This is a genomic window from Streptomyces sp. SID5464, from assembly GCF_009862985.1.
In the GTDB taxonomy this organism is placed as follows: Bacteria; Actinomycetota; Actinomycetes; order Streptomycetales; family Streptomycetaceae; genus Streptomyces; species Streptomyces chartreusis_D.
The window spans coordinates 97,472-108,814 of the sequence record NZ_WWIQ01000058.1 but is presented as its reverse complement, the minus strand read 5'-3'; the positions used below and the strand labels follow the sequence as shown (position 1 = coordinate 108,814).

Sequence of the window (11,343 nt, the reverse complement as noted above, 5' to 3'; positions counted from 1 at the left end):
GAGTAGGACGCCGCCGAACAATTTTTGGGAAAACCCCCGCATCGAAAGATGCGGGGGTTTTCTGCGTTTAGGGTCGAGCCATGCGCTATGACCTCGTGATCTTCGACAACGATGGTGTCCTCGTCGACAGTGAGCCCATCTCCAACCGGCTCCTGGCCGCCTATCTGACCGAACTCGGGTTCCCCACCTCCTACGAGGACTCCCTGCGCGACTACATGGGCTCTGCCATGCACCGCATACACGACCTGGTGGCGGAGCGGACCGGGCGGCGGCTGCCGCTGGACTTCGACGATGTGTTCCACGCTCGGGTCTTCGCGGCATTCGAACGGGACTTGAAGGCGGTGGCCGGCGTCGAGGAGGTCCTGCAGAAGCTTGCCGCCGACTCCGTGCCGTACTGCGTGGCGTCGTCCGGGAGTCATGAGCGGATCCGGGTGGGGCATCGGACGACCGGGCTCGACCGGTGGTTCGACGAGGGGCGGATCTTCAGCTCGCAGGATGTGGGGAAGGGCAAGCCGGCTCCCGATCTGTTCCTGTTCGCCGCCCAGCGGATGGGGGTCGCGCCGGAGCGGTGTGTCGTCGTCGAGGACAGTCCGCTGGGCGTACAGGCGGCGGTCGCGGCGGGGATGGACGTGTACGGGTTCACCGCCATGACGCCGGCGGAGAGACTGACCGGGGCCGGGCGGCTCTTCTCCGACATGAAGGAGCTGACCGAGCTGCTCATGTGAGGGCGTGGAAGCTGAGTCGAATTCATCTTTGGCTGGATCTACCCATGAGTAAGCCTGAGGCCTACGCTCGCCGCCATGACTGATGTGCTGCGGCGCGGCAGGGCCTCGTTGGCGTTCAGCTTCTTGGTGCAGGGGGTCGCCTTCGCTCTGCTCGTGACGCGGATTCCGGCTATCCAGCACCGGTACGGGGTTTCCGACGCGCTGCTGCCGGCGTTCCTGGCCGCTGTGCCGGTCCTCGCCGGGGTCGGGAGCGTGAGCACCGAGCGGCTGGTGAAGCGGGTGCCGCCGAGCCGGCTGCTGCGGTGGTCCCAGCCGGTGGTGCTGTTGGCGCTGCTCGGGGTCGGGGCCGGGGAGCGGATGGTGGAACTGGGGGTCGCGCTCGCGGCGTTCGGGCTCGCCGTCGGAGTGCTCGACGCGTCGATGAACATGCTCGGGGTGAGCCTGCAGCGGTCGTACGGGCGCAGCATCATGCTCAGTTTCCACGCGGCCTACAGCCTGGGCGGGATCGTGGGGGCCTCGCTGGCGTGGGCGGGGGCGCACTGGGATCTGGCGTTGTGGGTGTCCTATCTGCCGGTCGTGGCGGTGCTGCTGCCGGCTGTGCTGATGGGGAGCCGGTGGTACGTCGACGACGGGGATGCGGCGCCGGCGGTGGAGGAGAAGGCGGTGGGTGAGGGTCAGGTCGTCGTCTTCAAGTGGCTGCTGCCGTTGTGTCTGGTGATGACGGTTGCGTACATCGGGGACTCCACGGTCTCCAACTGGAGCGCGAAGTACCTCCAGGACGTGCTGGGGAGCTCGGAGCAGATGGCGACCGTGCCGTACAACGTGTACATGGTGACCACGCTGCTGGGGCGGGCGATCGGGGATCTCGGGGTGCGGCGGTTCGGGGCCGTCGCCGTCGTGCGGAGTGGGGCGCTGGTGGCGGCGGGTGGGTTCGCCGTGGTGGCGGGGGCGCCCGGGGCGTGGGTGGGGATGCTGGGGTTCACGCTCCTGGGGCTCGGGTTGTGTGTGCTGGTGCCGCAGACGTTCGCGGCGGCCGGGAGGTTGTTCCCCGGCGCTTCGGACGCTGCCGTGGCGCGGCTGAATGTCTTCAACTATGTGGGGTTTTTGATCGGTTCGCCGTTGGTAGGTGCGCTCGGGGACCTGTGGAGCTACCGCGGGGCCATGCTCGTGCCGATGGTGTTGGTGCTGGTGACGCTGGTGTACGCCCGGTCGTTCGCTGCTCAACCGGACCGATACGGTGGCGGGCATGAGCGGCCGCGCACAGCTGATGTGGGACGAGGCAGTAACGGGCTATGACTTCGGTCCGGGGCATCCGATGGACCCGGTCAGGCTCGCCCTGACCCGGACACTGGTCGATGCCTTCGGGCTGGACCGTGAGGTGGAGGTGGTCGCCGCGAAGGCGGCCGGGGAGTCGACGCTGCGGCTCGTCCACCGGCAGGACTACATCGAGGCGGTGAAGGCCGCGTCGGTGGATCCGGGGGCGGCGGACCAGTCGTACGGGCTGGGGACGATGGACGATCCGGCCTTCGCCGGGATGCACGAGGTGTCGGCGCTGATCGCCGGGCAGTCGGTGGGGGCCGCGGAGGCCGTGTGGCGGGGTCAGGCGCTGCACGCGGTGAACTTCGCGGGCGGGCTGCACCACGCGATGCCGGGCGGCGCCTCCGGGTTCTGCGTCTACAACGACGCGTCGCTGGCGATCGCCCGGCTGCTGGAGCTGGGGGCCGAGCGGGTGGCGTACATCGACGTCGACGTGCATCACGGGGACGGGGTGCAGGCGGCGTTCTGGGAGGATCCGCGGGTGCTGACGATCTCGCTGCACGAGCACCCGCGGACGCTGTTCCCGCAGACGGGGTGGCCGGAGGAGACCGGGGCGGACTCCGCGGAGGGCTCGGCGGTGAACGTGGCGCTGCCGGCCGGGACGGGGGACGCCGGGTGGCTGCGGGCGTTCCACGCGGTCGTGCCGGAGCTGATCGCCGGCTTCCGGCCGCAGGTGCTGGTGACGCAGCACGGGGCCGACACGCACTTCGAGGATCCGCTGGCGCATCTGGCGGTGTCGCTGGACGCGCAGCGGGCGGTGCAGGTGGCCTGTCACGACCTGGCGCACGAGTACGCCGACGGGCGGTGGGTGGCGCTGGGCGGGGGTGGCTATGCCGTGGTGGACGTCGTACCGCGGTCGTGGACGCATCTGGTCGGGATCGCGGCGGGCCGGGCCGTGGAGCCCGGGGCGATGATTCCCGAGGGCTGGCGGCAGGAAGTGTTCGCGAGGACGCGTCAGTTGGCCCCGGCGCGGATGACCGACGGGCGCTGGCCCGTGGCCTTCCCCGGCTGGGAGGAGGGCTACGACCCCGCGGACCGGCTGGACCAGGCGGTGCTGGCGGCTCGGCGGGCGGTGTTCCCGCTGCGGGGGCTGCTGGCCTGAGAGGCCGGGTGTGAGGCCGGCCGTACGCCGACCGTGCGGTGTTCGCCCGTTCCCGGGACGTGTCAGGCGCCGGTCGCGCACGATCGCAAGGTGCTGACCCCTGAAGCCCTTCGTGCGCACCTGGTCGGCGCGCGGCTCGCCGGGACCGTGGCGACCTCGCGTGAGGAGAGCCTGCGCAGCTACCGGCTCTTCGCCGCCCGGGATCCTCGTGTGCTGCTCGGTATCGATCCCGAAGGCGCCTGGGACCAGCGGGACCTGATCGAGCTGATGGCGGACCGGTGCGGGGTTTCGGCCGATTTCCGGTGGACTTCCGGCCAGGACGTGATCGATCCGGAGCGCACCGTGGCCGCGCTGGACGCCTTCGCGGAGCGCCTCGCCGAGGCAGCCCGGCGGAGCGCACCCGTACTCCTGGGCACCGGGCACCCCCACCGGCTGCTCGGTTTCTACGCCGCCCTGGCAGACGCGCTGTCGGCGGCGGGGTGTGCCGTCCTCAGCCCGGCGCAGGGTCGTCGTGTCGACATAACGACCCGGTTCGGCCTACGCACGTACAACCTCGACTACGTACGAGGAGTCGCGCTGGTGCGGGGACCCGGTGTGGAACGCCCCGGTTGTGTGCCCGGCGCGCATACGCACTCACCTCTCCCGGTTCGTACCGCGCTGGCCGCTGCCGCGGAGGCCGGCGGGCCCCTTCCCGAGCTGGTCATCGGGGACCACGGGTGGGTCTGCGGGGCAGGTCAGCTGGGGTTCGAGGCCATCGGGGCGGCCGATACGGACGACCCCGCCCCGTTCGTGGGTGAGGCGGAGGGGTCCGTCTCCGTCGTCGTTCCACTTGATGACGGTGTGCGGTCTGATTACTACCTGCCGCTTACCCGCTACGTACTCAATCGGGCGTGTCTGTCACAGTAGGCCGCCGATGGGTGCACCTCTTCCCCACTCGCATCACCCGCCCCTACATTGGGGAGTGAGCACGCAGCGACGAAGAGTCACCGGAAGGGGAAGCCGGTGGCCGTCGAGTGCGGAAGGTTCAGGTGTGTCATGGCTGCAGCTGGCGAGAGGCCTCTGAACGAGGTTCAGTTCCTTACCGTGGCGGAAGTCGCCTCGGTGATGCGAGTGTCGAAGATGACCGTGTACCGGTTGGTGCACAGCGGTCATCTGCCCGCGATCCGTGTGGGGCGGTCCTTCCGCGTCCCGGAGCAAGCGGTTCACGAGTACCTCCGCGAGAGTTACGTGGGGGTGGAAACCGCCTGACGGCTGGGGCGGGGTGGTCCCTCACAGGGCACTCGGGACCACCCTGGCCCCCTCGATTACGACCTCAGCGCTCGGGCGGGTAGGCTAGCCCCTCGTAGGTCGTGTGGGCCCATGGCGCCCAAACAACCGAGTGATGAGAAGTGAGCGAGGGTAGTCGTGGGCTCTGTTATCAAGAAGCGGCGCAAGCGGATGGCCAAGAAGAAGCACCGCAAGCTGCTCAAGCGCACGCGCGTCCAGCGTCGCAACAAGAAGTAAGTTCGCGACGCGGACGCCGCGAGAGCGTTGCTGTGGCCCCCCACCACCGGTGGGGGGCCACACGTGTTCCGGCTCGTACGTCCGGCTGCTTGTCGTCACTTCGCGCATCGGGTGGTCATCACAGCGCAACACCGACCCGCTAAGTTGGCTCCACGGGGGAACGCGGCGGGCAAGAGGTTTTCTGGAAGGAAGGCGCGGATCTTGGGCAAGGTCGTGCTCGTGACCGGTGTGGCCCGCCAGCTGGGGGGCCGCTTCGTACGGCGGATCCAGCGTGACCCCGAGGTGGACCGGGTCGTCGCCGTGGACGCGGTGCCGCCCGAGCACCATCTGGGTGGCGCGGACTTCGTCCAGGCCGACATCCGGCAGCCCGGAATCGCGCGCGTGCTGGCCGAGACGGGCGCCGACACGATCGTCCACCTGGACGTGACGGGCACGCCGCTGGGCAGCGGCAACCGGGCGTCCCTGAAGGAGACCAACGTCATCGGCACCATGCAGCTGCTCGGTGCCTGCCAGAAGTCCCCGAGCGTGCGGCGGCTGGTCGTGAAGTCCAGCACCAACGTCTACGGGTCGGCGCCCCGCGACCCGGCCGTCTTCACCGAGACGACCCCGCCCAAGTCCCTGCCCAGCGGCGGCTTCGCCAAGGACACGGTGGAGGTCGAGGGCTATGTCCGCGGCTTCGCGCGCCGCCGGCCCGACGTGGCGGTGTGCGTGCTGCGGTTCGCCAACATCCTGGGCCCGACCGCGGACACCCCGCTCGCCTCGTACTTCGCGCTGCCGGTCCTGCCGACGGTGTTCGGCTACGACCCGCGGCTTCAGTTCGTGCACGAGGACGATGTGATCGAGGTGCTGCGGATCGCCTCGCACGAGCCGCGGCGGGGCACGCTCAACAGCGGCACCTTCAACATCGCCGGTGACGGCGTGCTGCTGCTCTCGCAGTGCTCCCGGCGCCTCGGGCGCCCCACCGTGCCCCTGCTGCTCCCGGCCGTCACGTGGGCGGGCTCGTTGGTGCGTACGCTGGGGATGACGGACTTCTCGCCCGAGCAGATCAGGCTGCTCACCCACGGCCGGGTCGTGGCCACGGGCCAGATGCGCGAGACGCTGGGATTCCAGCCCAAGTACACGACCGCGGAGACGTTCGCGGACTTCGCACGCAGCCAAGGTCCCGGACTCCTTCCGCCGGAGGCCCTTGCGGGGGCCGTCGACCGGATCGCCGCGCTGCCCCTCGCGGGCGGCGGCCACCCCCCGACGCAGAGCGCCAACTGAGGAGCGCATCAACGATGGCGGATGCCAAGGTCATTCCGTTCGACGACGACCGGTCCCGCGGGGGCGCCGTGCAGCGTCCGCAGCGACGCCGGAGCGCGGGGAACCGGCGCCCGGGCACGGAGTCCGGGCCGGTCCGTGAGGTGCAGCCCCTGCCCACCAGGGCTGTTCCGCAGGATGATGTCCCTGTGACGTCTGAGGAACAACCGCCGGAGGGTTCCCAGGGCGGCGAGGGTGCCCTGGAGCGGCGTATCGCGGGCGGCCTGGCCTTCCTGCGCCGCCGCCTCACCGGGGACTACGAGGTCGACGACTTCGGCTACGACGAGGAGCTCACCGACCAGGTCCTGATGTCCCTGCTGCGCCCGCTGTACGAGAAGTACTTCCGGGTCGAGGTGAAGGGCATCGAGAACATCCCGTCCGAGGGCGGCGCCCTGATCGTCGCCAACCACTCCGGGACGCTGCCGATGGACGGCCTGATGATGCAGGTCGCCGTGCACGACAACCACCCGGCGGGTCGGCATCTGCGGCTGCTCGCCGCCGACCTGGTGTTCATGCTGCCGGTGGTCAACGAGCTGGCCCGCAAGCTCGGTCACACCCTGGCCTGCGCCGAGGACGCGTCCCGGCTGCTGGAGCAGGGCGAGCTGGTCGGGGTGATGCCGGAGGGCTTCAAGGGTCTCGGGAAGCCCTTCGCGGACCGCTACAAGCTCCAGCGCTTCGGCCGCGGCGGCTTCGTCTCGACGGCGCTGCGCGCCGGGACGCCGATCGTGCCCTGCTCGATCGTGGGGGCCGAGGAGATCTACCCGATGATCGGCAACGCCAAGACGGTCGCGCGGCTGCTGGGTTTCCCGTACTTCCCGATCACGCCGACGTTCCCCTGGCTCGGGCCGCTCGGGGCGGTTCCGCTGCCGACCAAGTGGACGATCCAGTTCGGCGAGCCGATCCCCACGGACGGCTATCCGCCGGAGGCCGCCGAGGACCCGATGCTGATGTTCAACCTGACCGACCAGGTCAGGGAGCAGATCCAGCACACGCTGTACAAGCTGCTGGTGCAGCGCCGGTCGGTCTTCTTCTGAGGCACCGCGCACGGCCTGAGGCGCCGCGTACGACTGGGCAGCGCCTACGACGATGGGGGCGCCCCTCTGCCGAGGAGCGCCCCCACTGTCGCACCGCCGGCTAGTCGGTGTCCTCGCTGTCGACGCCCAGCCCGGGCAGCAGGTCGGGCAGGAGCGGCGGGAGCGTCACGTCCGGCTGGGGGATGGGCGGCTTGCCTTCAGCCGACGGCGAGGTGCTCGCGTCGCTGTCCTGCTGCGGCGGGTCGAGCAGGCCGCCGGTGTTGCCGCCGAGCAGGCCGTCCTTTTCACTGCCGGCCGAGTGGCTGGGGCTGCCGCTGTCGGCGCTGCCCTTGTCGGAGTGGCCGCGGCCGCTGTCGCTGGGCCGGGCCGACCGGTCGGTGGCCGAGGAGCTGCTGGAGGCCGATTCGGAGGCGCCCTTCCGGTTGCCTTCGCCGCCGCTCCGGGACGGGGGCTCAGGCAGCAGGGACCGCAGCGGGGCCACGTCCTCCTCTATGGCGTCGAACACCGACGACACCTGGTCGCTGACGTCCCCGAGCTGGACGGGGAGCTTCTCGCGCAGTTCGCCCCAGGCCTGGCGGTGGGAGCGGGAGAACGCGGACAGGGCCTGGATGGGCTCAAGGGAGTCCGGGTCGCGCGCGTACGCCTCGCTCAGCAGCCGGTGGCCTTCCGACGCGTCGTGCCGCATGCCGGACAGGGCGCGGCGGATCTCGCCCAGGGACTCGTGGTCCAGCGGGCCGCTGCGGCCCCGCTCCATCAGGCGGCGGGCTTCACTGAGCCGGGTGGAGGCGTGGTCGAGATAGACCCGGCCGCGCTCGTCGGCGCCGTCGGCGAGGCCGAGCTTGACGTCCTCGATGCCGCGCTTGAGGCCGTAGAGCGAGTCGCCGGGCAGGGCGTCGGAGCTGGCGGCTGCGACTCCGCCGAAGGCGCTCGCGGCCACGCCCACGCTGAGCCCGCCCGCGGTGAGGCCCTTGGCGAGGCGGGAACGGGGCCGGAACTTCTTCAAGGGGCTCGCCCGGTGCGCGCCACGGGCCCGGGTGGAGCGCTGCTCGGGGACTGCGCCCTGCGTCGCCCCGCCTCCCGCGGTGCCCTCCTGGAGCATGGCCTCGAACGCTGCCACCAGCTGGGCCCGCTGGACGACCTTGACCTCAGGGTCGAGCTCCGGCTTGGGCAGCGCGCCGAGACCGGAGGCGAGCGCCAGCAGGCGTGCCGGTTCGGTCGGCTCCGCAGCGGCCGGGGCCGGTGCCGATCCTTCGGACTGCTCGGCCGCCGTGCCCTGCTCGGACTGCTCCTGAAGGGCCTGGGCGAAGGCGTTCGCCCGCCGGTGCGCCGATACGTTCGCGATCACTGGCGGCACCTCCTCTCGTCATGACGGTCGACTCCCCAGGGGGTCCTGAGGGTTGCACGCCCTGACCGCGACCACACGATCGAGTGATCGGAGCCGGTCAGGGGGTGACCACAGGGAGCCTGCATCCCGCACAACGAGCGGCGCGGCACTTGGGTTACGGACGCCGGATGATCGGATGCCGAAGTCAACAGACTTTCACGGACTGTGAGTTGGCCGTCGCCGAGCGTACGGCCGGGTCAGCGGGCGTCTTCCGGGAGGAGCCGGGCGAGGGTGCGCACGGCCCGGTACTGGAGGGTCTTGATGGCGCCCTCGTTCTTGCCCATGACGCGGGCGGTCTCGGCGACGGAGAGGCCCTGGAGGAAGCGGAGTGTCACGCACTCCTGCTGCTGGGGGTTGAGCCGCCGTACGGCGTCGAGCAGGGCGGCGTTGGAGAGGGACTCCAGGACGGAGTCCTCGGGGGAGCGCTCGACCTCGTTGGCGTCGAGCATCTCGCCGGTGGTGACCTCGAGGCGGAAGCGGCTGGACTTGAAGTGGTCCGCGACGAGGTTCCGGGCGATGGTGACCAGCCAGGCGCCGAAGTCACGGCCCTGCCAGGTGAACGTGCCGATGCGGCGCAGTGCCCGCAGAAAGGTCTCGCTGGTGAGGTCCTCGGCGGTCGCCTTTCCTCCGACCCGGTAGTAGATGTACCGGTAGACGGTGTCGCTGTATTGGTCGTAGAGACGGCCGAAGGCGTCGGCCTCGCCGGCCTGGGCGCGCTCCACGAGGTCCATCATGCGGGCGCTGTCGCTGTCCGCCGCCGGCCGTCGGGCGGTGGCGGCCGCGCCGGACGGGCGCCCTCGTCTGCCGACCGCGGCGCTGCCGTCGGCCAGTGCATAGCAAGGGCCTACGGGCGCGGCGGTGGCGAATGCGGGGCCGGCGTACGCGGTGGGGACGAAGCCGCGCAACAGGTCGAGGACCGTTGCGCGCAGCGTAGCCAGGCCCGAGGCGTCAACCCCGACGTGTGGGTACACGGGACTCCCAGAGGCAGAGCTTCCATCACGTGCAGTGCGGGACCTTTCACCCGTCGTAGCGACGGAGGGGTACCGGTTTGCGTCTGAGGAGAATAACGCTTCGTGTAGGCCCTGCTACACCGAGTTGCTCAAATCATCGATTACGTCGCTTCCGTAACCGATTGACGCCGCATCAAGTGCCAGAGAGTGAGCGGTTGTTGATCGGAAAGGTTCGGATTGAGGCTGGGTCCAGGGCGTGTTGTGGCCGTGTCCAGCCAAGAGGACTGGATGCGAGGTTGTGGGGGTACGCCAGTTGGATTTACGGGGCTTGTCATCCCGTAGACGAAGGTGTCCCGGATTGATCGGTCGCCGGCCCTGAGCGGTCGTCAGCGGCGACGGCGGTGCAGGGCGATCGCCGCCGCCGTGCCGCCGGCCACCGCGCCCACGCCCGCCGCGGCCGGGATGCCGACCTTGGCCGCCTTGCGGCCGGTGCGGTAGTCGCGCAGGCGCCAGTCCAGGTCGCGGGCGTGCTTGCGCAGCTTGGAGTCCGGGTTGATGGCGTAGGGGTGGCCGACCAGGGACAGCATCGGGATGTCGTTGTGCGAGTCGCTGTAGGCGGCGCAGCGGCCGAGGTCCAGGCCCTCGGCCGCGGCCAGGGCGCGGACCGCCTCGGCCTTCGCGGGGCCGTGCAGCGGTTCGCCGACGAGTTTGCCGGTGTAGACGCCGTCGACGGACTCGGCGACCGTGCCGAGGGCGCCGGTCAGGCCGAGGCGGCGGGCGATGACCTGGGCGATCTCCACGGGGGCGGCCGTCACCAGCCATACCCGCTGGCCGGCGTCCAGGTGGGCCTGGGCCAGGGCGCGGGTGCCGGGCCAGATGCGCTCGGCCATGTACTCGTCGTAGATCTCCTCGCCGATCGACTGGAGCTCGGCGACGCGGTGGCCCTTGACGATCGACAGGGCCGAGTCGCGGGCCTCCTGCATGTGTTCGGGGTCCTCGACCCCGGCCAGCCGGAACCACGCCTGCTGCCAGGCGAACCGGGCGAGGTCGCGCGTCTCGAAGAACTTCCGTTTGTACAGGCCCCGTCCGAAGTGGAAGAGGGCGGCGCCCTGCATGACGGTGTTGTCCAGGTCGAAGAAGGCGGCGGCACGGTCGTCGCCGTGGACCGGGAACTGCGGTTCCTCGGTCGTGCCGGCGGCCTCCTGTGAGGACTTGCGGGCAGCCTCCGCCGAGGCCTCGCCTGCCAAAACGCTCCGCGCCGTGGCGGAGCGCCTACGGGGAGTGAGCCATCCGAGAGCGGCCATGGCGTGAGCATAGCCAGTTTGTTCGGGGTTTCCGGAGTCGAGAGGTTTGGAGCCTGTGAACTCTCGGCAAGCGTGTCGTTAAAGAGGTCGTCCGGGCCGGACGTGGTCGGCGTGTCGCCCGGCGCTTTCGTGAGGGTTCCCCTCGTTCACGGGCGCGCGACAATGGCCGACATGAGTCCCCTCTTTCGTCGCAGGCCCCCTCGGGACCGGCTCGTCACCCTGATCCGCAAGCCCGGCTGTCATCTGTGTGATGACGCACAGGTCGTTGTGGAGAAGGTGTGCGGTGATCTGGGAGTCCCCTGGGAGCAGAAGGACATCACCGAGGATCGGGAACTGCACGCCCAGTACTGGGAACAGATCCCGGTCGTGCTGGTGGACGGCAGGCAGCACACGTTCTGGCGCGTGAACGAGGACCGCCTGCGCAAGGCGCTCACCGACTGATCCCGCCCGGTCCGGCAACTGACCGAGCAGTCCAAAGAGGCCGCCGGGTCGCTTAGGATCGGCGGTGGCTGGTCTCGGGGGCGGGAAACCACAGAGGAGAGTGTGCGGTTTTGCCCCCAGAAGCAAAGGAACGGTGGCGCGTATGCGCCGGTTCCTCACGAGTGCGCCGGGGGCGCGTGACCCCGGTCACGTTGGCCGGGCAAATCGGACACCATCTTTGTGCACGCGTTCACAAAGACATAGCCTGCTTTCGACGGGGCGGTCATGTAGGGACGTATGACCGC

At 70.2% G+C, this 11,343-nt stretch carries 12 protein-coding genes; 9 read left to right on the top strand and 3 right to left on the bottom strand.

Features of this window, described 5'->3' with window-relative positions; genetic code table 11:
* Positions 1-80 precede the first annotated feature (80 nt).
* The 8 genes from GTY47_RS28545 to GTY47_RS28510 all read left to right on the top strand — a co-directional run bounded on the left by GTY47_RS28545 (position 81) and on the right by GTY47_RS28510 (position 6,980).
* The gene (locus GTY47_RS28545; protein ID WP_010043543.1) at positions 81-725 is read left to right on the top strand and encodes an HAD family hydrolase; all 645 of its coding nucleotides are present in this window, start codon (positions 81-83) and stop codon (positions 723-725) included.
* 75 nt (positions 726-800) lie between these two features.
* On the top strand, positions 801-2,021 hold the full coding sequence (locus GTY47_RS28540; protein WP_010043540.1) for an MFS transporter: 1,221 nt from the start codon (positions 801-803) through the stop codon (positions 2,019-2,021).
* Positions 1,972-3,144 (top strand): acetoin utilization protein AcuC, encoded by a 1,173-nt coding sequence (locus GTY47_RS28535; protein ID WP_010043538.1) that lies wholly within the window; start codon positions 1,972-1,974, stop codon positions 3,142-3,144. The genes GTY47_RS28540 and GTY47_RS28535 overlap by 50 nt, the downstream gene beginning before the upstream one ends.
* Before the next feature lie 90 nt (positions 3,145-3,234).
* Positions 3,235-4,050: a phosphatase gene (locus tag GTY47_RS28530; protein WP_010043536.1), complete on the top strand. Its 816-nt coding sequence runs from the start codon at positions 3,235-3,237 to the stop codon at positions 4,048-4,050.
* Between the two features lie 129 nt (positions 4,051-4,179).
* Positions 4,180-4,392 (top strand): helix-turn-helix domain-containing protein, encoded by a 213-nt coding sequence (locus tag GTY47_RS28525; protein WP_004984898.1) that lies wholly within the window; start codon positions 4,180-4,182, stop codon positions 4,390-4,392.
* Between the two features lie 156 nt (positions 4,393-4,548).
* On the top strand, positions 4,549-4,647 hold the full coding sequence (locus tag GTY47_RS28520) for an AURKAIP1/COX24 domain-containing protein (RefSeq protein WP_003948845.1): 99 nt from the start codon (positions 4,549-4,551) through the stop codon (positions 4,645-4,647).
* A gap of 201 nt (positions 4,648-4,848) precedes the next feature.
* Positions 4,849-5,910: an NAD-dependent epimerase/dehydratase family protein gene (locus tag GTY47_RS28515; RefSeq protein WP_010043530.1), complete on the top strand. Its 1,062-nt coding sequence runs from the start codon at positions 4,849-4,851 to the stop codon at positions 5,908-5,910.
* A 14-nt stretch (positions 5,911-5,924) separates the two neighbouring features.
* Positions 5,925-6,980, top strand: coding sequence for a lysophospholipid acyltransferase family protein (locus GTY47_RS28510; protein WP_010043529.1), 1,056 nt, complete (start codon positions 5,925-5,927; stop codon positions 6,978-6,980).
* A 100-nt stretch (positions 6,981-7,080) separates the two neighbouring features.
* Here GTY47_RS28510 and GTY47_RS28505 read toward each other — a convergent pair whose 3' ends face one another.
* From GTY47_RS28505 to GTY47_RS28495, 3 genes are all read right to left on the bottom strand, one after another.
* Complete coding sequence (locus tag GTY47_RS28505) at positions 7,081-8,325, bottom strand: DUF5667 domain-containing protein (protein ID WP_010043527.1); 1,245 nt, start codon at positions 8,323-8,325, stop codon at positions 7,081-7,083.
* Positions 8,326-8,561: 236 nt separating this feature from the next.
* The gene (locus GTY47_RS28500) at positions 8,562-9,335 is read right to left on the bottom strand and encodes an ECF subfamily RNA polymerase sigma factor, BldN family (protein ID WP_010043525.1); all 774 of its coding nucleotides are present in this window, start codon (positions 9,333-9,335) and stop codon (positions 8,562-8,564) included.
* 365 nt (positions 9,336-9,700) lie between these two features.
* Positions 9,701-10,618 (bottom strand): HAD-IB family hydrolase, encoded by a 918-nt coding sequence (locus tag GTY47_RS28495; RefSeq protein ID WP_078602906.1) that lies wholly within the window; start codon positions 10,616-10,618, stop codon positions 9,701-9,703.
* Between the two features lie 171 nt (positions 10,619-10,789).
* Between GTY47_RS28495 and GTY47_RS28490 the strand changes: the two genes are divergently transcribed.
* Positions 10,790-11,059: a glutaredoxin family protein gene (locus tag GTY47_RS28490; protein WP_029181427.1), complete on the top strand. Its 270-nt coding sequence runs from the start codon at positions 10,790-10,792 to the stop codon at positions 11,057-11,059.
* Positions 11,060-11,343 lie beyond the last annotated feature (284 nt).